We start from the raw sequence: 26550 nt of genomic DNA on the forward strand, positions 1-26550 counted from the left end.
GTTGTACAGGCGCTTCAAGACCAGGATGCGCACCATCACCTCGACGGGATAGGCCGGCCGACCACCCTTGCGGCCATCGCCGCGCTCGATGAGTGCATCCACCAGCCGCGCCAGCTCGGCGAAGTCGATGTGCCGCGCGATTACCTGCAACGGATCGCCCACTTCATCTCTCTTATGCTGGCGCGACGCCTCGGCAAACAGATCGAACTTCAAGGCGCTGCGAGGAGAGATCATGGTGAGGAGGACGGCTCAGGTCTTGTCGGTGAACAAGGGAGTGGCCGGGTTTTGAGAGGTTCCCAGTGCAGTCCCGTCTCGGCATCGAGTTGCTGGCCCTGGAAGCGGATGGGCTGGCCGACGCCGTGCGGGTCGTATTCCTCGCGCACGGCGCCCCAGGCGTGGTAGGTCGCGGCCCAGGTGACCAGGCCCGCCTGCGGACCGTTGGCGTCCACCAGGGCGATGGGCGTGCCCAGGTGGTCGCACAGGAAATGGCGGATGCGTGTCGAATGGGCTTGCGTGGCGGCGTGCTGTTGCCGGCGCACGGACTGCACCCCCGCAGCCAGTAATGCTCCGGCCTCATCGGGCAGGCCTGCTTGCAGGCGTGCCAGCAGTGCATCACCCTGGGGGCCGGTAGCGTCTTGCAGGGCACGCTCGAGCAATTCACGCTGCGTGCGCGGCAAGCCCGCGAACAGGGCGGTGGCGGGGGATTCACCGCCATTCGGACCATCATTGGCGATGCTTCCACGATCTTCTTCCATCACCAGCAGGGCCTGCATGGCCGTAGGGATGGCTTGCTCACGCTCCAGGCAGGAGCCGGGATCGTAGAGCACGTGCTGCAGCCCTTGCGGGCCTTCGGTGTGCACGAGGCGGTCGCCGTCCCAGCCGGCGTAGGTGGTGGTCGCGGAATCCGATGCGGTTCCCTGTTCGCTGCCATCGCTGTGGGTGTTGCCGAAGACGATCTTGGCCAGCCGCCGCCCGAAAGGGTCGTAGCGGTAGCAGGCCACCCTTCGCCATCCGGCCGCCCCGGCTTCGCGCTGCCAGACCTCGCGCAGCCGGTGCAGCGCGTCGTAGCGCAGCCGCTGCGCCCGGCCGTCGGCGTGCAGCGCCTGCACCCGGTTGCCGAAGGCGTCGTAGCGGTAGCGGATCAGGATGCCCTTGCCGTCGCTGCCATTGCTGCCATTGCTGCCGGCTCCATCGGCATCCGGCTCGGGCGTGTTCCACCCGATGCGGTTGCCCGGCCAGCGCTTGACCGGGCCTGCGCCCTCGCCGGGACCGTCGCCCGCGCGCAGCAGGTCGAAGTCCGCATCGTGCAGGTTCTCGCGCACCTGCCGCGCCCAGTCCTGGCGCTCGGCGCTGGAGGACCCGGCCGCGCGCGCATCCAGGGGCGCGGGCAGGCGGTTGCCCGCTGCGTCCAGCGTCCAGTGCGCCTGTACCTCCGGCGAGCCCGGGCCCGCGCGGTGCAGCCCGCTCAGGCGCTGCCAGGCGTCGTAGCCGTAGCGCGTGGCCTCGCCCGGTGTCTGCACGCCCACCAGTTGGCCCAGCGGGTCGTACCAGTAGCGGCGCTGGGCGAGTGTGGAGAGGGGACCCAGCGCCGGGGCGATGCGGCCCGCGGCGGACGAGGGGTCGGTATCGGAGTCGTTGGCGTCACCGGTCGCCGGCATGGCCGCAGCATGGCGCAGGCCGCGCCAGTCCTGGTGCAGCATCCGGCCCATCGGGTCGAATTGCCGCGCATGCACGATGGTGTTCAGGTCGCTGTTGCCTTGGCCTTCGAGCAGGTGCAGCGTGCGTCCCACCTCGCGGTGCAGCACGTCGCGCTCCCAGTCCACCAGCGGCTGGCCGTCCAGCAGCAGCCCGTGCACGTGGCCCGAGCCGTAGGCCAGCCACTGCAGCGTGCCCAGGCCCTGCGCCTGCGTGGTCGTGCGCTGGCCCAGGGGACCCAGGGTGTGGGTGATCGCGTGCTCGAACTCCACGGGCGGCTCGCCCCCCGTATGGGATGCCTGCGGCTGCGTGGCCTGCCGGTACAGCGTCTGCGTCTCTCCGCAGACGCGCCCGAAGGCATCGCGCGCGAGGGCCACGCGGGCCTCGGGCTGCAGACGCTGCGCCTGCAGCGCGGCCGCCAGCGATGCCTGGGCGGGATCGCCCGGGCGGTCCAGCAGGGACAACAGGGCCTGCGTATTCAGCGCCAGCCAGCGTTCGGCGAGGGGGATGGGTCGATCCGTGGCAGCGCCTGGGAGCGCAGAGCCGGCGGGCAAGGCTGTCGGAAGAGCCATGGGGTCGATCCCGTGCGGCAGTTCTGCCTCCCAGGTCCGCGTCTGCTGCAATGCTCCGGCCGGAGTGTGCTCGAAGCGCTGGATCTGCAGCACAGCGTGCGATTCAGCCGTGGGGTTGTCGGGGGCCTCGACTGCGGCATCGAGCCCAACGCCAACACCAGCCCCGGCCAATGCCGGTGCCGGCAGCCGCACAGCCACGCGCGCCACCAGACGCCCACCCAGGTCATAGTGCAGCCGCGTGCGCACCACCGCCCCCAACTCCGGCCGCGCCGCCGCGCCCGGGTGATGGCCTTCCCCGTGTCCATCGCCCGTGTGCGTGAGCTGGCCGGCAGCGTCATAGCCGTACACCTGGCTGCGCCCGTCGAAGCCCACTTCCTGCACCAGCCGGTCGGCCGAATCGTGCACGAAGCGGGTCACGTCGCCGTTCTCGTTGACGAGTTCCTGCAGCCGCCCGGCCACGTCGTAGCGCAACTGCACGCCCCGGCCTGCCTGCACCTGCTCCACCACCCGGCCCCAGAGGTCGTGCCGGTAGGCGACCGTCGTGCTGGTGCCTGCGGGCTCGCCCGTGCCTTCCAGCACGTCGTGCGTGCCGTGGGTAACTGCTGCCATCCGTCCGGTTTCGTTCCAGCGGTAGCGCACCGCCGTGTTGCCCGGCTGCTGCACGCCCACCAGCCGCAGCGCGCCATGTTCCAGCACGTGATGCAGCTGGGTGCGCTGGCCCAGCGCATCCATTGCCTCCACCACCTCGCCCCAGGCGCCGTGGCGCCAGGACTGGCTGCGGCCGGAGCAGTCCGTGTGCCGCGCGAGCTGGCCGCAGGCGTTGTAGGCGTAGAGGCTGCGCCCGCCCTGGGCGTCGATCATCGCCACGGGCTGGTCGCACCAGGCGAGCGCGTGGGGCGGGAATGTCGTCGCGCCGGTCTCAGCATCCTGTTGGGGTTGTGCGTATTCGAAGCGCGTGGTGAGGGCCTGCAGCGTTGCCGCCTCGTCCGTTCCTCCTTCCGGCAGTATCGCGACCTCCACCAGACGGCCCCAGTCGTCGTAGCGGTAGTGCGTGCGCAGGCCTGCCGCGTCCTGGCTCGCCAGCAGCAGGCCGTCCTGAGCGCTGCCCGCTGCGCCCCAGCGCTGCTGGGTGCTGCGGCCATCCGGGCCCTGCACGCCCAGCAGCCGGCCTGCGCCGTCATAGCGCCACCACGTGGTGCGGCCCAGCGCATCGGTGGCCGAGAGCCGCCGCCCGGCGCTGTCGTGGCGGTAGCTGTGTTCGGCCCCGTCCGGGGCCACGAGACGCACCAGGCGCTTGAGGCCGCCTTCGCCCTCGAAGTGGTAGGTCGTGGTGCGGCCCAGGCTGTCGCGCACTACCGTGCTGCTGGGCACCGAGGCGGCAGGTCCATCACCGGCGGTTATCGGAGAGTGGCCGTAGTCGAAGAAGTACGACAGCCCTTCCTCGTTGTGCTGCTCGGCCACGCGTGCGCCCGGGCGCGCAGGCAATCCCTTGCGCCGGCCTTGCGCGGTCTGGTCCTCGTACACGTAGCGGTGCCGCGGGCCCTGGCGCACCTGGTGTTCCGTCATGCGGTGCCATGCGTCGTAGCCGAAGCGGCGCAATACCGTGCCGTCCTGGCCCAGGACTTCGGCGAGGTTGCCCGCGCCGTCGTAGCGGTAGCGCACCAGCGGTTGCGGGCGCCGGGCCGTGTCGGGTATCAGGCCGGGGTCGAGCGGGTTGAACGTGCAGTCCACGGCCACGAGCCGCACGCCGTCGTCGGGTCGCAGCAAGAGGTGGGCCGTGGAATGGTGGGAATCCCCGTTAGGCGCATTCGGTTTGGCCGATGGGGATTCCGATGCATCGGAGGCGATGCGTTCGTAGCGCAGCGCGTAGCGGCGTCCACTACCGTCGGTGATGCCCACGACGCGGCCCTGCTGCAGGCCTTCGTCGCCCCATTCGTAGCACTGGCTGCGGCCGAAGCGGTCGATCACTGCATGCAGGACATGATCCGGGGCACTGCCTGCCGGGGTACCGGGCGCTGCCGTCCGTGCGGGCAGGAACACCCAGGCTGTGGCCGCTGCCCCCGCACCGGCAGAGCCCGGCGCGGCGATCACGCAGTCGGGGTTTGCGCGCAGCACCGCCGAAACATGCGACCACCGGGGCTGCTGCGCCCAGGGCAGCAGTTCGGTCGGGATGGCTGGGGCGGTGGAGGTGTCCGCAACAACCATCCCGCCGCCACGCATCAACCACAGATTCTCGCTGCTGCCGTAGAGGGCCTGACCCGGCTCAAGGGCTTCATCGAACGTGATCGCCCGCCCTGTCGCATCGAAGAGCACCGCGCGCTCTTCCTGCAGCACCACCCGCAGTTCCAGCGGCAGCTTCCAGCCGTACCCCAGCAGCCCGCACGCCGTGCCGTGCTCTGCATTCACATAGCTGCTGTACACCCGTTGCCACGCCAGCGGCAGCGGCCCCGGCAGCGCGAAGTCCAGTTCATCGGCCCCTGTCAGCACCTTTGCGCCCAGCGACGGGTTCACCGGGTTGCCCACCGCCATGCCTCCGGGGCACTCCGAGCACGCCACGCCGCCTGCCGAGCCGATCAGCACCGTCGCCGAGCCCTGGACGATCGGGCCGCCTTTTTTCGTCAGGTCGCCCTGGCGGGCGGCGGGTTTGCCGCTCATGTTTGTACCCCTCGTCAGTTATGTTTATAGAGCGCAATCTCACGTATTGCGGCTGAGTCCATATCAAACGGCCGGGATCATAAATTTCTATAATTGAGCGAAAAGTTGCGCCGGGTAACTTTTGTTCCCGAAGGTTGATGGGTTGCGTCTGCGCCAGACACGCATGAGGCGCTGATCGGGCGGCTCCCCACCGCTCCCGGATAATGCGCAGCGATTCCACCTCCTTCGCGGAGCCCCACGGCCATGCTGCGCTTCTTCCTCATCTTCCTCACCCTCCAGCTCACCCTGTTCGGCATCAACATGCTCAACTGGGTGCAGGAGCACCTGGTGCTGCCGTGGACGGCGCTGCTCGCGCGCATCTGCGCGACGATGGTGATGTGGTTCGACAGCTCGGCCGCGGCAGCGGGCAAGGTGCTCTGGAACCACAACACGGGCTTCGGCGTTTCGATCGAGGCCGGCTGCAACGGCATCGAGGCCTGCATCGTGCTGTTCGCGGCGGTGATGGCCTTCCCATCCACCTGGCGGCACAAGCTGGTCGGGCTGGCCGCGGGCTTCGTGGCGGTGCAGGCCCTGAACATCGTGCGGGTGATCAGCCTGTTCTACCTGGGGCAGTGGAGCACGGCGGTGTTCAATTTCGCGCACGAATACCTCTGGCAGGCCCTGATCATGATGGACGTGCTCATCGTCTGGCTGCTGTGGGTGCGCGCGGGCAGCAAGCCGTCCGACGGCTCCCCGCCCGGCCCGGGCGCGCCGCCGGCCACGCCCCCGGCTGCGGCCCTGGCCTGATGCAGCGCGACCGCGATGCGCCGCGCCGCCAGCCTGAAGGCCTTCGTCATCGGCCTCTTCATCGGGGTCGTCGTGCTCACGCTCGCATGGACGCGGGTGTCGCCCTGGACGTCCTACCCCGCCGGCATGGTGGCCGGCGTGGCGCTGGAGCGCACGGCCCCCGGCTGGGTGCGCGAGGCGCGCCTCGCCCCGGGGCGGCTGGAGGTGGACACCTCGGTGGCCATCGCCACGTCCCAGACGGGCAACCAGCCGGTGGAGATCAGCCTGGAATCCGATCCGGGCCGCTACGCCTACGGGCTGCCGATCTTCCTGGCGCTGCTGCTGGCCGCGCGCGGGCCCGGGCGCACGGTGCGCGCGCTGGCCGGCTACGCGCTGCTGCTGCCGCTGCAGGCCTTCAGCCTGTGCATGCAACTGCTGATGCAGCTACTGCTGACGGCGCAGTTCGACGTGCGCGCTTTGCGCGTGGCGCAGTGGCAGATGGAGGCCCTGGTCTATGGCTACCAGCTGGGCTCGCTGGTGGTACCCACGCTGGCGCCGATCCTGGTCTGGCTCTGGCTGGACCGGGCGTTCGTGAATGAAGTGGTGATCGGCGCGTGGAAGCGTTCGCTGTCCGGCCGGGCCACGGTCCCAGCCCCGGCGCCTGCCGAGGTCCCCATGGCGCCGGACGCCGCGGAGGGTCTTGCTGGCACGGGCACCGCGGTGGCCGCTCCTGCGGCGTCTGACCCGGACGCAGATACTCCCGTGGGCGTTGTTCCGGTGCCGCCGGAGCGCTCCGTCGGCGGTGTTCCGGTGTCGTCCAGCGCCTCGGCGGGCCTGCCCCCGCGCCGGCCCCTGCGCTGACCTCCCGGCCCGGCAGTGTGGCGGCCAAGTCACACCGGGGCCGGCCGACACGGCCGTGCCGCCGGGCGCTGCCAGAATGCCGGCCCATGCGTAGCTTTCTGCCCTTGACCTTTTCCGCGCCGGCCCGTTTCCGCGTTTCCGTCCTGACTGCCGCCCTGCTGGCAGTGCCCGCCGCCAGGGCCTGGGCAGCGCCTGAAGAGGCTCCTCCCGCGGCCGCCGCGGCGGACGGCGATGCCGCGCCCGAGCCGCGCGTCGCCCTGCATGCCCAGACCACCTATGTCTGGCAGCGCAAGCCTGCCTTCGACGCGGCCTATACCGGCCCGAACAGCCTCGTGCCCACGCGCGAGCGCTCGTATTCCTTCACCGCCACGGCCGATCTGGCGGTACGGCCCTGGGAGGGAGGGCAGCTGCATTTCAATCCGGAGGCCGCGCAGGGCGTGCCGCTGTCGCACCTCACGGGCGCGGGCGGGCTCTCGAACGGCGAACTGGCGCGCTCTTCCGGGGCGCAGCTCAAGGCCTACCGCGCGCGGCTCTTCCTGCTGCAGCGCTGGAACGCGGGCGGCGAGACCGAGAAGATCGATGCGGATTTCAACGAAATGGGCGGCACGGCCACCGCGCGCCGCTGGACGCTGGTACTGGGCAACGTTTCTCTGCTGGACTATTTCGATCCGAACCCCTACGCCAAGGATCCGCGCGAGCAGTTCTTCAACTGGTCGTACCTGGCGCCGGGGCCGTGGGATTACGCTGCCGATGCGCGTGGCTATACCTGGGCCGGCATCCTCGAATACCGCACGCCGCAGTGGGCCGTGCGCGGCGGCCGGGGGCTGCAGCCGCGCGAATCCAACGGGCCGAAGCTCGACCGCGCCTGGCTGCGCCACTACGGCGACCAGATCGAGGCCGAGTCGAACCTGCCCGTGGCCCTGCCGGCGGGCCCGCTGCGCGGGCGCGTGCTGTGGTTCCGCAACCGGGCGGTGATGGGTGCCTTCGACGATGCGGTGGCGCTGGGGCAGGCCACCGGCACCGTGCCGGACGTGGGGGCCGTGCGCCGGCTGCAGACCAAGACCGGCTGGGCCGTGACGCTGGAGGCGCCGCTGGGCGAGGACGCCGGCGTGTTCGTGCGCGCGGGCCGCAGCAGCGGCCGACAGGAAACGTTCGCGTTCACCGAGATCGACCGGCAACTGTCGGTGGGCGGCCAGTGGTCCGGCGCGGCCTGGGGTCGGCCTGCGGACCGCATGGGCGCGGCCCTGGCGATGAACGGGCTGTCGGACAGCCACCGCGACTACCTCGCGGCCGGCGGGCAGGGCGCCTTCCTGGGCGACGGTGCGCTGAACTATGGCAAGGAACGGGTCTGGGAGGTGTATTACCGCGTGGTCATGCCGCCGGTACAGACGGCCGCCGGTGCGCTGCAGTCGGCAGTGTCGCTGGGCGCCCAGCGCATCCAGAACCCGGGCTACAACCGCGACCGCGGGCCGGTGGATATTTTCTCGGTGCGGCTGCACGCGGAGTTCTGAACCGCCGCCGCTGCTACGCCCCCTTGGTGGGAGGCGGGCCGGCACTATGCCGCCAGCGGCTCTTCCTGCATCGCCTCGATCTGCTCGCGCAGCATGTCCACCTGGCCGCGCCAGTAGTCGCTGCTGCCGAACCAGGGGAAGTTGATCGGGAAGATCGGGTCGCTCCAGCGCCGTGCGAGCCAGGCGCTGTAGTGGATGAGGCGCAGCGTGCGCAGCGGCTCGATCAGCGCGAGCTCGCGGCGGTCGAAATCGCGGAACTGCTCGTAGCCGTCCAGCAGGGCCGACAGCTGCTGCGTGCGCTGCCGCCGGTCGCCCGACAGCAGCATCCACAGGTCCTGCACGGCCGGCCCCGTGCGGGCATCGTCCAGGTCCACGAAGTGCGGCCCGCCGCCGGGCAGGTCGGCGGGCGTCCAGAGCACGTTGCCCGGGTGGCAGTCGCCGTGCAGGCGCAGCCCCGGGCCGTGGGCCGCGGCGCCCTGCGCCATCTTCTCCTCGATCACCCGGATGGCATCGCCGCAGGCGGCGGCCCAGGCGGACTGCTGGTCCAGCGGGATGGCCTGCGCCTGCAGCAGGGCGTCGCGCGGCTCGATGGCGAAGCTGCGCACGTCCAGCGCCGGTCGGTGCGTGAACGGCCGCGCCGCGCCCACGGTGTGGATGCGCGCGAGGAAGCGGCCGATCCATTCCAGCGTGTCGAAATCCTCCAGGTCGGGCGTGCGGCCGCCGCGCCAGGGACTCACGGAGAACGCGAAGCCCGCGTGCGTGTGCAGCGTGCGGCCTTCCACCACGAGCGGCGCGACCGCGGGCACCTCGGCGGCGACGAGTTCGGCGGAGAAGGCGTGTTCTTCCTGGATCTGCGCCTCGCTCCAGCGGCCCGGACGGTAGAACTTGGCGACCACGCGCGTGCCGTCCTCCAGGTGCACTTGATAGACCCGGTTCTCGTAGGAGCCCAGGGCCATGAGGCGGCCGTCGCCGTACAGGCCGATGGACGCGAGCGCATCCAGCACGAGGTCGGGCGTGAGAAGGGCGTAGGGGTGGAGGTCGTCGCCCTCAGGCGCTGGTGGAAGGTGCATGGCCGGCATTGTCGCCGGCAGGCTGCTGCGGCTTCACGAGGATGACCGTACAGGGCGCATCCCGCACCACCCGCAGCGGGATGGTGTCGATGAAGCGCTGCAGCGGCACGCCGTGCGTGGCCGCGCCGACGATCATCACGCCCACCCGGTTGCCCGCGGCGTAGCGCACCAGGGTCTGCGCCACGTCGCCGGACTCCAGCACGTGGAAGCTCGCGCCGTGGCCGCGCAGGTCCAGCCCCGCGGCCCATTGGCGCAGCCGCACGAGGTGGCGACGGTGCAGCGTGGTCTCGCTGCGCGCGTGGTCTGTCGCGCTGCTGGCCGAAGGGGACACCACCGTCACGCAGGCCAGGCGTGCGCCGGGCCGGATGCCCAGCGACCGCGCCGCCGCCTCGCGCAGCGATTGCAGCGTCGCGTCGGCGGCATCCTCGCCGGGCAGCGCGACCATCAGGATGGGGGCGGCCTCGATCAGCCGCGCCGGCAGGGGGCTGGGCTGGTAGTGCATGCCGGCGGCGCGCAGCCAGCGGCGCAGGTGGGCGCGCAGGCCCGGTCCGCGCAGCCGGTGCGCGCGCTCGGTGAGCGGCACCTGCTCCGGGTTCGCGAGATCGAACGCGAGCTGCGCGGCGGAAGGGTAGCGCTGCGCGGCCTCGGGCTCCAGGCAGCGCAGGATCACTTCCTGCAGCCAGGGCGGGGTGTCTGCCCGGTGCTGGCGGGGCGGGCGCGGCGTCATCCACAGCCGCTGGCGCAGGCCGCCCCGGGTGGCGGGTGCGCCGAAAGGCAGCTCGCCGGTGGCGAGCTCGTAGAGCATCACGCCGATGGCGAAGACATCGCTGCGCAGGTCGCCGCGCACGCCCACCACCTGCTCGGGCGCGATCCACGCGGGCGAGCCGACGGCCTCGCGCATTTCCTCGGCGAGCAGGTCGGGGTAATGCGCGTGGAACGAGAGCCCGAAGTCCAGCAGCACCGCGCCGCCGTCCGGCCGCAGCAGCACGTTGGCAGGCTTGAGGTCCAGGTGGCAGACGTTCTGCTGGTGCAGGCTGTGCGCCGCGAGGGCCATGGCCGCGCCCAGCCGTGCGATCCCGGCGGCGTCGGGCCGGATGCCCGCGTCCAGCCGGTGCTGCAGCGTATCGCCCTGCACGCATTCCATCACCAGGTAGGGCAGGTGCGCGAGATCGCCCGCGGCCAAGAAGCGCGGCGCGTGCGGGCCCTGCAGCGCGGGCAGGATCTGCAGCTCCACCTCGAAACCCACGATGTTCTCGGCGCCGTCGCCCACCGTCATGCGGGGCACCTTCATCACCAGCGGAAAACCCGGGTCCTGCGCGGCATCGGCGCAGGCCACGCGGTAGATGTGCGCCATGCCGCCAGCGTGCAGGCACTCGTGCACCACGAATCCGTCCACCGCCGTGCCGGGAGCGAGCAGCTTCATGGATGCATCGGCCGGGTCAGCGGCCTTCCTCGAGCCGGTCAGCGAAGAAGGCGGGCAGCCCTGCGGCGCGCACGGCCGCCGCCGCCGCCGCATGGTCGTAGGGCACGCGGTGGAAGGTGATCGTGGCCGCGCCGTCGTCGAACAGCGCATACATGGCGCGCACGTCGCGGTCGCGCGGCTGGCCCACCGAGCCGGCCACCGCCAGCCACTGGCGGTGCGCCGGCACGGGCACGGCCACGCCGGGCTGCGGCACGAAGCGCATGAGCTTGGCCGTGGGCGTGAGGAAGTAGAGCGCCTGCTCGTGCACGTGGCCGCAGAACACGTAGCGGATCGCCGGGTCGATGGCGCTCGCGGCAGCCATGCTGCGCTCCGCCGCGCCCGCGTCGTGCACGTAGTGCCAGTGCGCGGGATCGTCCACGCTGGCATGCACCAGCAGCGCCGCCGCTCCCAGCCGGCGGGTGAGCGGCAGGCCCGCGAGAAATTCGCAATGGCGGGGCGAGAGCTGCGCATGCGTCCACTGCGCACTTTGCTCGCCCAGCAGGGGTGAATCCACGGGCGGATCCAGCGCGGCGGCGTCGTGGTTGCCCAGCACGCAGGGAGCGCCCTGCGCGGCCAGTTCCATCACGGTATCGACCACGGCCACCGGATCGCCGCCGTAGCCCACCAGGTCGCCCAGCAGGGCGAACTGCTCCGCGCCCTGGGCGCGCGCATGCGCGAGGCAGGCCGTGAGTGCCTGGCGGTTGGCGTGGATGTCGGACAGCAGGGCGATCTTCATGGCGTCACGCGCGCGAAGGCGTTCACGGATCGGAGAGTGGCAGGGGCGGCGGAGGAGGAAGAGCCGGCCGACATGATGGCGCGGAAACGCCCGGTTCTGCGGGCGAGTGCCGCAAAAAAAAGCGGCTGCCGGAGCCCTGCCTGCTCCGTGTCGGCCGAATGTGAGCGCCGGAATGCCAGAGACGCTATTTCTGTTTGGGGAAAACAGCTATTTTGGCGTCGGCAGGCCGTGGCGCCAGCCGATGGACCGCTCACCGCCCGTGGACGCGACTCATGTCGTGGTACGCCATGGCATAGGCCGCCCGGCCCTCGATTTCATGGGCGGTAGGATGGCCCGCGCGGTACACCTCGATGTCCTGCCGGATGCTGCTCAGTTGCTGCCCGTATTGTTCCGGGGTCAAAAAAACTGGTTGCCACCAGCTGAAGGGCGATCGTTGCCAACAGCTGGCGCAGCCGGGTGCGCAGCGGAGAGTTCTCGTCGAGCGTGCTCGCAGTCTCCCGCAGCAGTGCGTGCGCGCCCTCCCTGGCGTTGGAGACGGTGGCGCGGTCGGCCTGCCAGTTTTCCTGGCCCGTGGCGCCCCGCGGGATGCAGGGCGTTCCATCGGGACGGCGCGCAAAAAAAGCCGCCCGCGTTCCCGGGTGGCATCCAGCCTGGGAGCGCGGGGCGGCGGCCGGCGATCGCGGGGATCAGGCCAGCGTGATCGTCACGTCGATGTTGCCGCGGGTGGCGTTGGAATAGGGGCAGACCTGGTGGGCGGCATCCACCAGTTCCTGCGCCTTGGCCTTGTCCACTCCGGGCAGGGACACCTTCAGGCGGGCGGCGATGCCGTAGGCGTTGGGGATCTGGCCCAGGTCCACTTCGGCGTCGATCGACACGTCCTGCGGAATGGTGACGCCGACCTTGCCGGCCACGGCCTTCATGGCGCCCAGGAAGCAGGCGGAGTAGCCGGCGGCGAAGAGCTGCTCGGGGTTGGTGCCCGTGCCGCTGGTGCCGGGGGAGGACAGCGTCACGTCCAGGCGGCCGTCATCGCTGCGCGAGGCGCCGTCGCGGCCGCCGGTGGTGTGGGCGCGGGCGGTGTAGAGAACTTTGTCGAGTGTGGTCATGTGGACTCCTTCGGTGGGGTAAACAGGGAAAGGGCGGTGAAAGACACAGGCCGGGGCCTGCGTGGGAAACCGGTCAGCGCGGACGGCGTGCGATCCGATCCCGCAGCCCGGTGAGCTGGGCGGTGAGCGTCTCCAGTTCGGGGATGGTGCACTGGCTGCGCTCGAGTACGCAATGGGGGATCGGCTCGGCCTTGCCGCGCAGCGCGCGGCCCTCGTCGGTCAGGGCGATGCGTACGCGGCGCTCGTCCTCGGTGTCGCGCTGCCGTGCCACGAGGCCCGAGGTCTCCAGCCGCTTGAGCAGCGGGGTCAGCGTGCCCGAGTCCAGGCACAGGCGCTCGCCCAGCTCGGACACCGTGATGCCGTCCCGCTCCCACAGGGCGAGCATGGCGATGTACTGCGGATAGGTGAGCCCCACGGCATCGAGCAGTGGCTTGTAGAGCTTGGTCATCGCCAGCGACGCCGAATACAGCGCGAAGCAGACCTGGCTGTCCAGCCGCTGGAGGGCGGGGAGCTCGGGCGCTGCCGGGATGGTGGTGGAAGGCATGGGTGGTATTGTTGCTGTTAATAAAATTGTGTGCAATTTAATTGCTTGAAAACCATTCTCTGCGGATGGAAATTGGACGCCGCTGGGACGGTCAATAGGCCGAGGAAGGCGCGGGCCCCTGCGGCAGGGCGGAGGCCGCCCCGCTGCGGAACCGTGCGGCCGCCGCATCGGCGCCCTGGCGCAGCAGCAGCATGTCGATGGCCACGGCCACGAAGAGGGCGCCGAGCTCCAGGCACTCGCGGGCCCGGGCCTCGTCGGCCATCAGGATGCCGGGGGCCTTGCCGCAGGCGCGGATGCGCCGGATCGCCCCGTCGATGGCCGAGCGCACTTCGGGGTGCTGGGGCCGGCCCGCGTGCCCCATGCTGGCCGAGAGGTCCGCGGGGCCGATGAAGATGCCGTCCACGCCCTCCACCGCGGCAATGTCCTCGATGCGTTCCAGCGCCTCTGCCGTCTCCACCTGCACCAGCAGGCACAGCTCGCTCTCGGCCTGCGCGAGGTAGCCGGTGTCCCGGCCGAAGCGCGTGGCCCGCACCGAGCCGCCCATGCCGCGGATGCCGCGCGGTGCGTAGCGCATGGCCTCCACCGCGGCGCGGGCCTCGTCGGCGTTCTGCACGAAGGGCAGCAGCAGGCTTTGCGCCCCGATGTCCAGATAGCGCTTGATGAGCACGGGGTCGTTCCATGCGGGCCGCACCACCGCGGTCGTGTGCCCCTCCCGCTCGGCGGCCACGGCCTGCAGCTGCTGCAGCATGTGGGGCACGTCGCTGGGCGAATGCTCGGTGTCCAGCAGCATCCAGTCGAAGCCCGCACCCGCGAGCAGTTCGCTCGCGTAGGGCGAGGCCAGTGTGGACCAGAGTCCGATCTGCGGCTGGCCGGCGGCGAGCGCGCGCTTGAAGCGGTTGGGCTGGGGCATGGGACGGAAAAGGTCTCGCGGAGAAGGGGGCCTGGAAACGGCCTGGCGGGATCAGCCGAAATGGCACGCGACGGTGCCGAATTCGCCGTAGTCCGCCACGATGGTATCGCCCCGCGCCACGTCGATCGGCCGGATGAACGAGCCCGCGAGCACCACCTCGCCGGCCTGTAGCCCGATGCCGTGGCGGTGCAGCCGGTTGGCGAGCCAGGCCACGCCGTTGGCCGGGTGGTTCAGCACGCCGGCCGCGAGCCCGGTCTCCTCCACGTCGCCGTTGCGCGTGACGATGGCGCCGATGCGGCGCAGGTCGGCGTCGAGCTGCGCGGGCCGGAAAGGCCGGCCGCCGAGCACCAGCGCGGCGTTGGCTGCGTTGTCGGAGATGGTGTCGATGACGGTGCGCGTGCGGCCCGTCTGCGGGTCCGCGCGCTGGATGCGCGCGTCCAGGATTTCCAGTGCGGGCGTCACGTAGGCGGTGGCGTCGAGCACGTCGTAGAGCGTGCAGTGCGGGCCTGCCAAAGGCCGGGCGAGCACGAAGGCGAGTTCGGCCTCGATGCGCAGCTGCAAAAAGCGGTCGGCCGGCAGGCTCGCGCCATCGCGAAACAGCATGTCATCCAGCAGCGTGCCGAAGTCCGGCTCCGCGATGTTCACCGCGCGCTGCATCGCCTTGGAGGTCAGGCCGATCTTGTGGCCGATGACGCGCCGTCCCTGGGCCTGCTTGCGCTGCATCCAGGCGGCCTGGATCGCGTAGGCATCGTCGATGCCCATGCCCGGGTACCGCTGCGAGAACTGCGCGCAGGGAACGCGCGTGCGCTCGGCCTCGTCGAGCTGCCGCGCCGCATCGGCGAGCTGCTCGGCCGAGAGGGTGAGTGCGGGAGGAGAGGATGCTGCGGGCGCGGTGCTCATGCCTCGGCCTCCACCGCGTTGCGCAGCACGCCCACGCCGTCCACTTCCACCTCGACCACGTCGCCGGGCTGCAGGAAGCGCGGGGGATCGAAGCGGATGCCCGCGCCCGTGGGCGTGCCGGTCACGATCACGTCGCCGGGCTCCAGGGTGGTGAAGGTGGAGAGATAGTGGATGAGCTGCGCGAAATCGAACATCAGGTGCTCGGTCGTGTCGTCCTGCCGCGCCTCGCCGTTCACGCGCGTGCGCACGCGCAGCCGGCCGTAGCCCTGCGGGAATTCGTCGGCGGTGGCGATCCACGGGCCCATCGCGCCGGAGGCATGGAAGTTCTTGCCCTGGGTGACGTTGAACTTGGCGTGGTGCACCCAGTCGCGCACCGTGCCCTCGTTCACGCAGGTGAGCCCGGCGATGTGGGCCAGCGCGTTCTCGCGCGCGATGCGGCGTCCGCCGCGGCCGATCACGAGGCCGATCTCGCCTTCGTAGTCGAGCTGCCGCGATTCGTGCGGCTGCAGCAGCGGCCGGCCGTGGCCGACGAACGAGTCCGGCACGCGCAGGAAGATGCTCGGGTAGCGGGGCAGGTCGCTGCCGTCGCGGTACTCGGCATTGCGGCGGGCGTAATTCACGCCGATGCAGAAAATCTTGCGCGGCGCGGGAACCGGGGGCAGCAGCGAGACGCTGCCCAGCGCGTGGACGGGGGCGGCGCCGGCGAGTGCCTCGCGCGCCTGCGCCATCGCCGCCTCGCCGCCTTCCAGCAGCGCGAGCACGCTGCCGAACGCCGGCAGGCGCCGGCCCAGGTCCACGATGCCGTCCGCCGTGGCTGCGCCCCAGCGTGCCTGGCCGCCTGTGAGAAAGGAAAGAAGCTTCATGGCGTGTCGAATCCGAAGAGCCGCGCCGGGTTGGCGACGAGGATGCGCTCGCGCGTGGCGGCGTCGGGCGCGAAGCGGTAGAGCAGTTCGAGCAGTTCGCCCTCGTTGGGCGGCTGCTTGACGGACACGGGATGCGGCCAGTCGCTGCCCCAGATGCAGCGGTCCGGCGCTGCCGCGATCAGCCGCTGTGCGAGCGGCACCACGTCGTTCCAGGGCGGGCCCTCGTGCGAGAGTTTCTCGGAGAGCGACAGCATCACCCAGCAGTTGCCGCGCGCGAGCAGCTCCCGCATGCAGGCGAGGTTCGGGTCCGCCTCGCCCAGCGCCGGGTCCGCGCGGCCCATGTGGTCCATGACCACGGGCACGTCCCGCAGCGCGTCGAAGGCTTGCATCTGTCCGGCGATACCGGAGGGCTCGGGCTGCACCTTCACGTACCAGCCCAGTTCGCGCACGCGCGCCAGCGCACGGTCCATCTGGTCGGCCGTGAACTGGATGCCGAGGCCGCCGCGCGTGAAGCGCGCGCCGCGCACACCTGCATCGTGGAGCGTCTGCAGGTAGGCGTCGTCGCGCTCCAGCAGCACGGCGGCGTTGGCGCAGCCCATGTAGCGGCGCGGGCCGCCCGCGTTGAGCGCGGCGAGCGCGTCCAGGACCACCGCATGGTCGGCGCCGTAGGTGGTGGCCTGCACGATCACGCCGCGCGCGATGCCGAGCGTGGCGTGCAGCCGCTGTGCGGCCTGCCACGTGGCCGTGGGCATTTCATAGGCCGCGCCGGCGCGCACGGGGTAGCGTTCGCGCGGGCCGAAGACGTGGAACTGGCTGTCGCAGGCGAGGGGCGGCGGCAGCGGCACGGGCGCGCGGGGATGGGGGTCGAAGGGAAGGTAGTCGGGCATCGGTCGTTCAGTCGGTGGAGCGTGGATCAGGGGTGGACGTCTTCAGGAGATGTAGGCCGTGAAGCTGCACTCGATGAGCTTGCCCATGTCGAGGTCGGGCGCGTGGATCGCGTGGCGCGCCGGCCGCGAGGCCGGATCGGGGAACATCTCCAGCCAGGGTCCGTTCAGTGCGGGCCGCTGGCTGCGGTCCTTCATCCAGACCGTGACCTTCACGACGTCGGCCATGCTGCCGCCCGCGGCCTCGACGATGCGGCGCAGGTTGTCCAGCATGAAGCGGCATTGCGCCTCGATCGTGGGCGCGACCGCGCCGGTAGCCGGGTCGGTGCCGAGCACGCTGCCGCTCTCCACGAGCGGCCCGATGCGGCAGGCCGCGGGAATGGGGTTCTTGTGGCCGAAGCCTTCCACGTAGATGCTCGTGCGCGCCGCGGGCGCCTGCGCGCGCGTCATTCCGCCGTGATGCCGGCCTGCCGGATGATCGGTGTCCATCGCTGGTCTTCCTGGGTGAGGTACTGGGTGAATTGCCGGGGCGTGCTGCCGCGGGCCTCGGAGCCGAGCACGCGGAATTTCTCCTGCACGGCGGGCTCGGCGAGCACCGCGCGCAGGGCTTCGGAGAGCCGGTCCACCACCTCCTGGGGCGTGCCGCGCGGCGCGAGCACGCCGGTGAAGGTCTCGGCGCTGAAGTCGGCGAAACCCGATTCGCGCAGGGTGGGCACGTCGGGCAGTTGCGGCAGCCGCTCGCGCGAGGTGACGGCCAGCGCCCGCGTGCGGCCCGCCTGGATGAAGGGTTGCGCCACCGAGATCTGGTCGAAGTTGAACTGCACCTGCCCACCGAGCAGGTCGGTGGTGGCCGGCGCGTTGCCCTTGTAGTGCACGGTGAGCCACTTCGCGCCGCTCTCGCGCTGCAGGTATTCGCTCACGAGGTGGTTGGTGGTGCCCGCGCCCGGCGAGGCCATGGTGATGTTCTGCCCGCCCGGGCGCGCCGCGGCCAGCAGCTCGCGCAGCGTGCGGTAGGGCGTGGACGGGTGCACCTGCAGCACCAGCGGCGTGAAGGAGACCGAACTCACCGGCACGAAATCCTTCTTCCAGTCGTAGGCGTTGCGGCGGAAGATGAGCGGCGAGAACAGGATCGGACCGTTCGCGCCCACGAAGAAGGTATAGCCGTCGGGCGCGGCCTTGGCGACGGCCTCGCCGGCGATGAGGCCGCCCGCGCCGGGCCGGTTGTCCACGATGAACGGCTGGCCCAGCCGTGCCTGCAGTTGCTCGCTGACGATGCGCGCCGCGCCATCCACGTTGCCGCCGGGCGGATAGGGCAGCACGAGTTTCACGGGCTTGTCGGGCCAGTGGCCGGGCTGCGCCACCGCGGGGCCCGCCAGCAGCGCGGCGTTGGCGGCGAGGCCGGCCGCGCCGCGCAGAATGAGGCGTCTGTGCATGGGGGTTTGTCTCCTGTCTCGTTGTGGGCGGCCGGTGCCCCCCGGGGTCTTCGCAGCCGTTGGATCCATCCTAGGAAGCGCTGCCCGCCGCGGCAATGCGCCCGCGTCGCAAGAGTCCGCGATGTGGAACAAACCGGCGTTTCGGCCGTGCCGCAGGCGGCTACCCTTTCCACAATGCCGGCAGGCCCTGGCCGCGGACGCCTTGCGCGGGCCGGGCTTTTCCCATCTGCCACCCTTACCTGCCTTATCGTCATGACCGATACCCTCGATGCCGCCGAACTCGGCCCCGAAGCCACCTATCGCCTGCTGAGCGGCATCGTCGTGCCGCGCCCGATTGCATGGATCAGCACGCTGTCGGAGGCCGGCGTGGTCAATCTCGCGCCGTTCTCGTGCTTCACCTTCGTCTCGAACAAGCCGCCGCTGCTGGGCGTGAACATCGGCCGCAAGGCCGGGCGGCGCAAGGACACGGCCACGCACATCCTGGCGCGCCGCGAGTACGTGGTGAACATCGGCCACGGCGGGCAGCTGCAGCAGATCCACGAGAGCAGCGCCGAGCACCCACCCGAGGTCAGCGAAGCCGAACTGCTGGGTCTGGCCACGGCGCCGGGCGAGGCGGTGGCGGTGCCGCGCATCGCCGATGCCGGCGTGGCCATGGAATGCCGGCTGTCGCAGGTGATCCCGTTCGGCGACACGGGCGCGGAGTTCTTCGTGGGCGAGGTGCTGCGCTTTCACGTGCGCGAGGGGTTGCTGCGCGACGGCAAGATCGACACGCTCGCGCTCGATCCCGTCTGCCGCATCGGCGGGCCGAACTACGCCACGCTCGGCCGCGTGGTCACGCTGCGCACCATGCCGCAGACCGCCAAGACCGTGACCACGGCGCCGTGAGCCTGGTGGCGCGCATGTCCGGTACTGCTTCCTCCACCGACGGCCCGCGTGACGGCGCGCAGAGCGTGCGCCGCGCCGTCGCGGTGCTGCGCATCGTCGCGGGCGGGCAGGAGGGCGGCGTGCGCCTGATCGACGTCTCGCTGGCCACGGGCCTCAACCGGCCCACGGCGCATCGCCTGCTGCGCGCGCTGGTGGAAGAGGGCGCGGTGGAGCAGGACGCGGCCACGCGGCGCTACCGCATCGGCCGGGAGGTCTCGCTCATGGGCCTCGCGCGGCCCGCGGGCTTTCCGCTGCGCGCGATCGCCGCGCCGCACCTGCGGCACCTGGGCGAGACGCTGGGCGAGACGGCCTTCCTCACCATCCGCCAGGGCGACGACTCGGTGTGCCTGGACCGCGCCATCGGCAGCTACCCGGTGAAGGTGCTGTCCATCGACGTGGGCGCGCGGCGGCTGCTGGGCGTGGGCGTGAGCGGCGTGGTGCTGCTGGCCGCGCTGGACACGGCCGAGGCCGCGGACATCCTCGCGCGCAATGCCGCCCGCCTGCGGGCCCTGCGGCTCGACGCCGCGGGCGTGCTGGAGCGCTGCGCGCAGGCGCGCGGCCTGGGCCACGCCTACGCGCCCGTGGGCGTGGTGCGCGGCACCCGTGCGGCGGCCGTGCCGGTGCGCACGCCCGTTGGCCGCACGGTGGCGGCCATCGCCGTCACGGCGATCTCGTCGCGCCTGACCGAGGGGCGCCTGCCGCAGGTGGTGCAGGCCATGCAGGCGCAGGCCGACGCCATCGGCCGCGAGGCGCAGGCGCGTGGCCTCGGTGGCGGCCCTCAGTAGCTGTACACGCCCCGGCCCGTCTTGCGGCCCAGGTGCCCCGCGGCCACCATCTCCTTGAGCAGCGGGCAGGGGCGGTACTTGCTGTCGCCGAACTCCAGCAGATAGACGTTCATCACCGCCAGGCACACGTCCAGGCCGATCATGTCGGCCAGCGCCAGCGGGCCGATGGGCTGGTTGCAGCCCAGCTTCATGCCGGCATCGATGTCCTCGGGCGTGGCCAGGCCCTCGGCGAGCACGAAGAAGGCTTCGTTGATCATCGGCACCAGGATGCGGTTCACCACGAAGCCCGGTGCGTTCTTCGCCGTGATCGGGCTCTTGCCCAGGCGCTCGGCCAGTGCCTTCACGGCATCGTGCGTGGCGTCGCTGGTCTGCAGGCCGCGGATGATCTCCACCAGCGCCATCATCGGCACCGGGTTGAAGAAGTGCATGCCGATGAAGCGGTCGGGCCGCGAGGTGGCGGCGGCCAGCTGCGTGATCGAGATCGACGAGGTGTTGGAGGCGACGATCACGCCGGGCGCGGCGATCGCGTCCACCTGCCGGAGGATCTTCACCTTCAGTTCGTGGTTCTCGGTGGCGGCCTCGATGATGAGCTGGGCGGACTTCAGGTCGTCGTAGTTCGTCGAGGTCCTGATGCGCGCGAGCGCCGCATCCTTGTCGGCCGCGGTGATCTTTTCCTTCTTGATGAGCCGGTCCAGGCTGCCGGACACGGTGGCCAGGCCCTTCTGCACGGCTGCGTCGGAAATGTCCACCATCACCGCGTCGATGCCGGCGACCGCGCACGCCTGCGCGATGCCGTTGCCCATGGTGCCCGCGCCGATGATGCCGACGGTATTGATCGTCATTGGGAATCCTCCTGAAGAACGAGTGGAAAAGACAAACGAAAGAAACGAAAGGCGGAACCCGCTACTTCGCGAAGCGGCGGCGCGTGAGCGCGAGCGCGTTCCAGAACGAGGCCAGCGCGGTGAAGCCCACCACCAGCCCGTGGCGCAGCGGGTGCGCGGGCCACTGGTCCATGAAGAGCGGCCGCACCAATTCGACCACGTTGGTGAGTGGCAGCCAGTCCGACGCGCGACGCACCATCTCCGGCAACTGCTCGCGCGGGAAGAACACGCCCGAGAGAAACATCATCGGCGTGAGCACCAGCGTGAAGTAGTAGGTGAAGAAGTCGTAGCCCTTGGCCAGCGCGTTGAAGATGAGGGCAATGCTGGAGAACATCACGCCCGCCAGCAGCAAGACGGGCCAGGCGAGCAGCAGCTTGGGGCTGTGGCTGATGCCGAGCGCCAGCATCACTCCCATGATCGCCGTCACGGTGAAGAACGCCTTGAACGCGGCCCAGAGCATCTCGGCCAGCACCACGTCGTCCAGGCCGACGGGAGCGTTCATGATGCCGTCCCAGGTCTTCTGCACGTGCATGCGCGAGAACGCGGAGTAGAGCGCCTCGAAGCTGGCCGCGTTCATCGCGCTCATGCAGATGGAGCCGCTGGCCAGGAACAGGATGTAGGGCACCGCGCGTTCGCCGACATGCACCTGGCCCACGAGCGCGCCCATGCCGTAGCCGAAGGCCACCAGCCACATCAGCGGCTCGGCGATGTTGCCCAGCAGGCTCGGCACCGCGAGCTTGCGCCACACGAGCAGGTTGCGCAGGAACACGGGCCACCAGCGCGCGGTGGGTGCGGGCGGCCGCCAGTGGCTGGGGGCGGCAGGTGTCGGAGAGTCCATCGGGATCGGTCCTGGATGCAAAAAAGGGGAAAGAAAGAGGCGCTCGCCGTCTCACTCGCGGATCTGGCGGCCCGTGAGCTTGAGGAACAGGTCCTCCAGGTTGGCGGGGCGGTGCAGGCGGCGCAGCTGCGGGTGTGCGTCGAGCGCGGCGAGCAGCGGGCGCGCATCCTGCGTGTAGAAGAACACCGTCTCGCCGCTCACCTCCACGCGCACCGCCAGCGCGCGCAGCGCGGCGTCGCCGGCCAGCGCCAGCGCGCCCTGGCCGTACACCTCGACCACGTCGCTCTCCAGGTGCTTGGCGATCAGCTCGCGCGGCCGGCCCTCGGCGATCTTGCGGCCATGGTCCAGCACCAGCAGGCGCGTGCACAGGCGCTCGGCCTCGTCCATGAAGTGCGTGGTGAGCAGGATCGACTTGCCCTGCTGCTGCAGCAACTGCTGCAGGCGCTCCCACATCAGGTGGCGGGCCTGCGGGTCCAGGCCCGTGGTGGGCTCGTCGAGCAGCAGCAGCGCGGGGTCGTTCACCAGCGCCCGCGCGAGCGAGAGGCGCCGCTTCATGCCGCCCGACAGCTCCCCCGGCTTCGCATCGGCCTTGTGGGAGAGCGCGGCGAACTCCAGCAGCCGCGGCACGCGCTCGTCCATCACCCGCCCGCGCAGCCCGAAATAGCGGCCGAACACGTGCAGGTTCTCCGCGCAGGTGAAGTCCGGGTCGAGCGTGTCGAACTGCGTTACCACGCCCAGCTGCGCCTTGATGGCGCGCGCGTCCTGCGGCATCGACAGCGGTGCGCCACCGCCCGGCGGGTGGAAGCGCACGCTGCCCTCGTCGGGCGCCGTGAGGCCCAGGCACATGCGCAGCGTGGTGGTCTTGCCCGCTCCGTTGGGTCCGATCACGCCCAGGCATTCGCCGGGCGCGATGGACAGCGACAGGTCGTCCACGACGGCGGTGCCGCCATAGCGCTTGCGCAGGTGGGCGATCTCGAAAAGCGGGGAGGGAGTGGCCATGGCGTCTATTATTGGCCGCCCTTTTCGCGCTCCGCTCATCCCCTTTCCATTCCTTCCTTTCGAAGATCACATGCCCATCACCCTCGGCACCCCCCTCTCGCCTTCCGCCACCAAAGTCATGCTGCTCGGCTCCGGCGAGCTGGGCAAGGAAGTGCTCATCGCCCTGCAGCGCCTGGGCGTGGAAACCATCGCCGTGGACCGCTACGACAACGCGCCCGGCCAGCAGGTGGCGCACCATGCGCGCACCATCGCCATGAGCGATCCTGCGCAGCTCAAAGGCCTCATCGAGGCCGAGCGCCCGCACCTCGTCGTGCCCGAGATCGAGGCCATCGCCACGTCCATGCTCGAAGAGCTGGAGGCCGCCGGCACCGTGCGCGTGATCCCCACGGCCCGCGCCGCGCGCCTCACCATGGACCGCGAGGGCATCCGCCGCCTGGCCGCCGAGACGCTGGGCCTGCCCACCAGCCCCTACCGTTTCTGCGATTCGGCCGAGGAACTGCAGGCCGCCATCGACGGCACCGACGGCCAGCCCGCCATCGGCTTCCCCTGCGTGGTCAAGCCGGTGATGAGCAGTTCCGGCAAGGGCCAGAGCAAGCTCGACGGCCCGGCCGACGTGCAGAAGGCCTGGGACTACGCCATGGCCGGCGGCCGCGTGAGCCACGGCCGCGTCATCGTCGAGGGCTTCATCGACTTCGACTACGAGATCACCCAGCTCACCGTGCGCGCGCTCGGCGAGAACGGGCAGGTGGAGACGCACTTCTGCGAGCCCATCGGCCACGTGCAGGTGAGCGGCGACTACGTGGAGAGCTGGCAGCCCCAGCCCATGCGCACCGCCGCGCTGGAGCGCGCCCGCGCCATCGCCCGGGCCGTGACCGACAACCTCGGCGGGCAGGGCCTCTTCGGGGTGGAGCTGTTCGTGAAGGGCGACGAGGTGTGGTTCAGCGAAGTGAGCCCGCGCCCGCACGACACGGGCCTGGTCACGCTGGCCACGCAGGTGCAGAGCGAGTTCGAGCTGCACGCGCGCGCCATCCTCGGCCTGCCCGTGGACACCACGCTGCGCAGCCCGGGTGCGAGCGCCGTGATCTACGGCGGCATGGAAGCCCAGGGCATCGCCTTCGACGGCGTGGACGAGGCGCTGAGCGTGCCCGGCACCGACCTGCGCCTCTTCGGCAAGCCCGAGAGCTTCGCGAAGCGCCGCATGGGCGTGGCCGTGGCGTTCGCGGGCAGCGTGGAGGTGGCGCGCGAGCGGGCCAAGCTCGCGGCCAGCAAGGTGCGGCCGCGCAAGGCGTGAGCCATGCGGGCGGGACCGCATTGCTGTGGCTCCGTTCTTGTCGTGCATGGCGATGTAAGCGCGCAATGGTGGCAACATCTGATCGCCGATGCCTATGGGCAACGTGTCCAGGCTGAAACAGCCGCCCAAGGACAGCGACTTCAACCCATGCACCTTGCCCATGGCACGGGGGCGATCTCTGAAGCTTCCCCTTGTTGTCCCGTTGGATTTCCCGCAGGAGCTCCATGTCCGAGAAGCTCGAAGGCAGCCCCCGCAGCCGCTTGAATCGTACGGACGGCGAGCGCAGGCTCTGCATCTCGCCGCGGCGTGGTGGGACGGGGGCCTTCGCCAGCGCGGGCCATGGCGGATGAGCGCGACGGTCCTGCCTACGCTTTCTTTCTCGTCTGCGCGGATTGCAGCGCAGCGACCGGAAGACTGCGCTGCAGTCACCCATCGATGTCTTCTTTGAGCCGTGATGTCAAGGGGCTGACGGATGGCGATGCGGCCTTTGCCCGGAATGCAGAAGTGACCGGAATGGCGAGAACGCCGCATGCGATAGCGAACGGGGAGGCGTTGAAGGAGCGTGTGCGAGATGCTTCGCTTCTGGGGCATCTGGTTCGTGGTACTGCCCTACGTCAGCAATGGATGGTTCCATGCTGCGGTTGTCACCAGCTTCTGCCGTAGGTCATCACTCATGAAATCCTCTCCTCTTGAGCGATCCCACCGCACCCAGTCCGTTGAGCGGCCGCTCAGGGAGACGGATACGTCCCGCTCGGGTAGGCCGTCTGGGTCAGCGTCCCATGCCGCGGGAAGATGGTCTGAATTGTCTGCGCGCTCGAATGCAGGGCCGTCGCAAGAGGCAAACTCCCCTCCCCGTCGAACACTGGACTGGGAGCCGCGCAGCCACGCGTTGGATCGAACGCGAATGTCCGAAGTGGCTGCGCGTGTTGTCGCAGAAGCCGAGTCCAGCCACTGGATGTCTCCTTCGATGCGGGAGGATATTACAGGGGGCATTTCCGTCAGAAGACCTTGGATACCTTCGAACAAGGCCGAACGCCATGAAATGCTCAAGAAATTTCTTCATGAGTGGAATGGACCGGACTCCGCGAAATCCAGGATTCTTGAAGCCCACGCTACGGATGATTTCGTGCTGTACCTGAACCATGAAAACCTGAAAAACCTCCCCGATGGGTTGTACCTCTTGACGCACATGGGCTACCTCAATATCGAGAAAAATTCAGCGCTCCAGCAGTTGCCGGACGACTTGGCATTCGCGCCGAATCTGGCGCGCCTGAATGCCAACGGTTGCGATTTGCATGCGTTGCCGTCGAATCTGTCCGAGGCGCGTAATTTGGTGATCCTGGAAGCTGCCGATAACAGAAATCTCACGTCGTTGCCCGAGTCCATGGATCGTCTGGACGCATTGCAAACAGTGGATTTAAAGAACTGCGATCTGTCCAGGTTGCCGGAAGGCGGTTTGGGGCCCGCTCTCAGGGAGCTGAACCTGTGTGGGAATCGGCGGCTGAGCCATCTTCCAACCGAAATCGGCAGCAGCAAACAACTCGAGTTGTTACTTGTCCGCGATTGTTCCCTTCGGCAGATTCCATCGCAACTCGGCAAACTGCCGAGGCTCAGGTCCCTTGACGTCTCCGGCAATACGCAAATCGAGACACTGCCACCGGGAATCAACCTCAAGAAAGTCTTTATAGGCACACGTGATACCCGGATCCGTTTGATGGATGTGGTGCTGAATCAGCCTATCGATTCCCAGGTCCGCAAAGAGAATGGGAAGAAACTGAAGGCGCTGCAGAAGAAATGGCAAAGTCTTGGGAAGGAGATTGCCGAAGGGGGTGCAGGCGTCGAGGCGCGTGTGGACGCTGCTCGCCGGGAAGTGGAGCGTCAGCGCAGCGGGCTGTCCAGTACGGTTCAATCCACATCCACGGCAGGAATGAACTGGAAAACTGCTGCGGACCAGGTGAAGGGGTGGGCAGAGCAGGGCCATCCAGTGGACACGGAACACCTCAAGAAGCTCAATGCATTGCTTGGAAGAGGTTTGCACCCTTTCAACGACCCCCAGGCCTTTGACAAATATGCCGCGCAGTTCGGAGAATTCCGCAAGCAATCCACTGGATTTCCCATGGGGGAATCTTGGTATGCAGTCGTTGATGAGCGAGAGGTCGGCGCAGAAATGGCGCATTTCGACGAGTGGTTCGAGGCCCGGTCTGAAGAAGTTGCTCAAGGCACGCTTAATCCTGTCGAACTGGCCGCAGCGACGGCGCAGCGGCTGGTCAGTATCCATCCCTTCGCCGATGCCAACGGACGCACCGCAAGGTTGGCGGGCGACTGGGTGTTGGCGTCACATGGCTTGCCTCCCGCAGCGTTTGAGAACATACCCAAAGCTGTTTATTCAAGCGGCCGGAATCGGGAAGGGCCTGAAGACGCACTGGTCCAGATGACCCAGGCAATCGCCAAGACCATCGAGATTTACGAGCGCTACCTTCATTCATAGTCGAGCGCCGACGCTGGGGCTTCCTCCTGGACGGGAACCTCTCAAAACCCGGCCACTCCCTTGTTCACCGACAAGACCTGAGCCGTCCTCCTCACCATGATCTCTCCTCGCAGCGCCTTGAAGTTCGATCTGTTTGCCGAGGCGTCGCGCCAGCATAAGAGAGATGAAGTGGGCGATCCGTTGCAGGTAATCGCGCGGCACATCGACTTCGCCGAGCTGGCGCGGCTGGTGGATGCACTCATCGAGCGCGGCGATGGCCGCAAGGGTGGTCGGCCGGCCTATCCCGTCGAGGTGATGGTGCGCATCCTGGTCTTGAAGCGCCTGTACAACCTGTCGGACGAGCAGATGGAATACCAGTTGCTGGACAGGGCGAGCTATCA

The 26550-nt window shown here is 69.6% G+C and carries 25 protein-coding genes; 8 read left to right on the forward strand and 17 right to left on the reverse strand.

The annotated features are described in order from the left end of the window. Together BLR05_RS23875 and BLR05_RS23880 are read right to left on the reverse strand one after the other, a co-directional pair. Nucleotides 1-234, reverse strand: a 234-nt coding sequence (locus BLR05_RS23875; RefSeq protein ID WP_143016001.1) for a transposase, incomplete at its 3' end; no start/stop codon positions are given. Beyond that, nucleotides 231-4922: a DUF6531 domain-containing protein gene (locus tag BLR05_RS23880; protein WP_244160170.1), complete on the reverse strand. Its 4692-nt coding sequence runs from the start codon at nt 4920-4922 to the stop codon at nt 231-233. The genes BLR05_RS23875 and BLR05_RS23880, both read right to left, overlap by 4 nt. A gap of 243 nt (nt 4923-5165) precedes the next feature. Here BLR05_RS23880 and xrtH point away from each other — a divergent pair, with 243 nt between their 5' ends. The 3 genes from xrtH to BLR05_RS23895 all read left to right on the forward strand — a co-directional run bounded on the left by xrtH (nt 5166) and on the right by BLR05_RS23895 (nt 8059). Next, nucleotides 5166-5708, forward strand: a complete 543-nt coding sequence (gene xrtH, locus BLR05_RS23885; protein ID WP_092839873.1) for an exosortase H — start codon at nt 5166-5168, stop codon at nt 5706-5708. A gap of 15 nt (nt 5709-5723) precedes the next feature. Then, complete coding sequence (locus tag BLR05_RS23890; RefSeq protein ID WP_092839875.1) at nt 5724-6548, forward strand: exosortase H-associated membrane protein; 825 nt, start codon at nt 5724-5726, stop codon at nt 6546-6548. A gap of 86 nt (nt 6549-6634) precedes the next feature. Continuing rightward, nucleotides 6635-8059 carry a carbohydrate porin gene (locus BLR05_RS23895; RefSeq protein ID WP_092839878.1) on the forward strand — a complete coding sequence of 475 codons (1425 nt, stop codon included), beginning with the start codon at nt 6635-6637 and terminating at the stop codon, nt 8057-8059. A gap of 44 nt (nt 8060-8103) precedes the next feature. Here BLR05_RS23895 and BLR05_RS23900 read toward each other — a convergent pair whose 3' ends face one another. The 12 genes from BLR05_RS23900 to BLR05_RS23950 all read right to left on the reverse strand — a co-directional run bounded on the left by BLR05_RS23900 (nt 8104) and on the right by BLR05_RS23950 (nt 17964). Further along, entirely contained in the window at nt 8104-9138 is a 1035-nt protein-coding gene (locus BLR05_RS23900) for a serine/threonine protein kinase (protein WP_192883812.1), read from the reverse strand. After that, nucleotides 9107-10552 carry a serine/threonine protein kinase gene (locus BLR05_RS23905; RefSeq protein WP_092839881.1) on the reverse strand — a complete coding sequence of 482 codons (1446 nt, stop codon included), beginning with the start codon at nt 10550-10552 and terminating at the stop codon, nt 9107-9109. The genes BLR05_RS23900 and BLR05_RS23905 overlap by 32 nt, the downstream gene beginning before the upstream one ends. Before the next feature lie 16 nt (nt 10553-10568). Continuing rightward, nucleotides 10569-11327 carry a metallophosphoesterase family protein gene (locus BLR05_RS23910; protein WP_092839884.1) on the reverse strand — a complete coding sequence of 253 codons (759 nt, stop codon included), beginning with the start codon at nt 11325-11327 and terminating at the stop codon, nt 10569-10571. A gap of 250 nt (nt 11328-11577) precedes the next feature. Further along, on the reverse strand, nt 11578-11727 hold the full coding sequence (locus BLR05_RS26700; protein ID WP_167361337.1) for a hypothetical protein: 150 nt from the start codon (nt 11725-11727) through the stop codon (nt 11578-11580). 286 nt (nt 11728-12013) lie between these two features. Further along, nucleotides 12014-12430 carry an organic hydroperoxide resistance protein gene (locus BLR05_RS23915; protein ID WP_092839887.1) on the reverse strand — a complete coding sequence of 139 codons (417 nt, stop codon included), beginning with the start codon at nt 12428-12430 and terminating at the stop codon, nt 12014-12016. A gap of 73 nt (nt 12431-12503) precedes the next feature. Continuing rightward, on the reverse strand, nt 12504-12974 hold the full coding sequence (locus BLR05_RS23920) for a MarR family winged helix-turn-helix transcriptional regulator (protein WP_092839890.1): 471 nt from the start codon (nt 12972-12974) through the stop codon (nt 12504-12506). A gap of 91 nt (nt 12975-13065) precedes the next feature. Beyond that, entirely contained in the window at nt 13066-13884 is an 819-nt protein-coding gene (locus BLR05_RS23925) for an aldolase/citrate lyase family protein (RefSeq protein WP_092839893.1), read from the reverse strand. Nucleotides 13885-13935: 51 nt separating this feature from the next. Next, nucleotides 13936-14784 (reverse strand): 2-oxo-hept-4-ene-1,7-dioate hydratase, encoded by an 849-nt coding sequence (gene hpaH / locus BLR05_RS23930; protein WP_092839896.1) that lies wholly within the window; start codon nt 14782-14784, stop codon nt 13936-13938. Then, entirely contained in the window at nt 14781-15647 is an 867-nt protein-coding gene (locus tag BLR05_RS23935) for a fumarylacetoacetate hydrolase family protein (RefSeq protein WP_092839899.1), read from the reverse strand. Before BLR05_RS23935 ends, hpaH begins: the two co-directional genes overlap by 4 nt. Continuing rightward, nucleotides 15644-16534, reverse strand: coding sequence for an amidohydrolase family protein (locus tag BLR05_RS23940; protein ID WP_092839901.1), 891 nt, complete (start codon nt 16532-16534; stop codon nt 15644-15646). The genes BLR05_RS23935 and BLR05_RS23940 overlap by 4 nt, the downstream gene beginning before the upstream one ends. Before the next feature lie 42 nt (nt 16535-16576). Further along, entirely contained in the window at nt 16577-17020 is a 444-nt protein-coding gene (locus BLR05_RS23945) for a RidA family protein (RefSeq protein ID WP_244160172.1), read from the reverse strand. Further along, entirely contained in the window at nt 16978-17964 is a 987-nt protein-coding gene (locus BLR05_RS23950) for a Bug family tripartite tricarboxylate transporter substrate binding protein (protein WP_092839907.1), read from the reverse strand. Before BLR05_RS23950 ends, BLR05_RS23945 begins: the two co-directional genes overlap by 43 nt. Nucleotides 17965-18216: 252 nt before the next feature. Between BLR05_RS23950 and BLR05_RS23955 the strand changes: the two genes are divergently transcribed. Both BLR05_RS23955 and BLR05_RS23960 read left to right on the forward strand, forming a co-directional pair. Further along, nucleotides 18217-18849, forward strand: a complete 633-nt coding sequence (locus BLR05_RS23955) for a flavin reductase family protein (RefSeq protein ID WP_092839909.1) — start codon at nt 18217-18219, stop codon at nt 18847-18849. A gap of 14 nt (nt 18850-18863) precedes the next feature. Next, complete coding sequence (locus BLR05_RS23960; protein WP_092839929.1) at nt 18864-19673, forward strand: IclR family transcriptional regulator; 810 nt, start codon at nt 18864-18866, stop codon at nt 19671-19673. Here the strand turns inward: BLR05_RS23960 and BLR05_RS23965 are convergent. The 3 genes from BLR05_RS23965 to BLR05_RS23975 all read right to left on the reverse strand — a co-directional run bounded on the left by BLR05_RS23965 (nt 19667) and on the right by BLR05_RS23975 (nt 22391). Beyond that, complete coding sequence (locus BLR05_RS23965) at nt 19667-20515, reverse strand: 3-hydroxybutyryl-CoA dehydrogenase (RefSeq protein ID WP_092839912.1); 849 nt, start codon at nt 20513-20515, stop codon at nt 19667-19669. The two genes, BLR05_RS23960 and BLR05_RS23965, sit on opposite strands and share 7 nt — an antisense overlap. A gap of 61 nt (nt 20516-20576) precedes the next feature. Further along, complete coding sequence (locus tag BLR05_RS23970; RefSeq protein ID WP_092839915.1) at nt 20577-21392, reverse strand: ABC transporter permease; 816 nt, start codon at nt 21390-21392, stop codon at nt 20577-20579. 51 nt (nt 21393-21443) lie between these two features. Then, nucleotides 21444-22391: an ATP-binding cassette domain-containing protein gene (locus BLR05_RS23975; RefSeq protein ID WP_092839918.1), complete on the reverse strand. Its 948-nt coding sequence runs from the start codon at nt 22389-22391 to the stop codon at nt 21444-21446. Between the two features lie 70 nt (nt 22392-22461). Between BLR05_RS23975 and purT the strand changes: the two genes are divergently transcribed. From purT to BLR05_RS26870, 3 genes are all read left to right on the forward strand, one after another. Continuing rightward, nucleotides 22462-23682 carry a formate-dependent phosphoribosylglycinamide formyltransferase gene (purT, locus tag BLR05_RS23980; RefSeq protein WP_092839921.1) on the forward strand — a complete coding sequence of 407 codons (1221 nt, stop codon included), beginning with the start codon at nt 22462-22464 and terminating at the stop codon, nt 23680-23682. A 904-nt stretch (nt 23683-24586) separates the two neighbouring features. Then, complete coding sequence (xopAC, locus tag BLR05_RS23985; protein WP_167361338.1) at nt 24587-26170, forward strand: XopAC/AvrAC family type III secretion system effector; 1584 nt, start codon at nt 24587-24589, stop codon at nt 26168-26170. 99 nt (nt 26171-26269) lie between these two features. After that, nucleotides 26270-26550 (forward strand): transposase (locus tag BLR05_RS26870; RefSeq protein WP_244160173.1); only part of this gene is annotated, 281 nt, incomplete at its 3' end.

This window comes from Paracidovorax cattleyae (assembly GCF_900104515.1).
Classification (GTDB): domain Bacteria; phylum Pseudomonadota; class Gammaproteobacteria; order Burkholderiales; family Burkholderiaceae_C; genus Paracidovorax; species Paracidovorax cattleyae.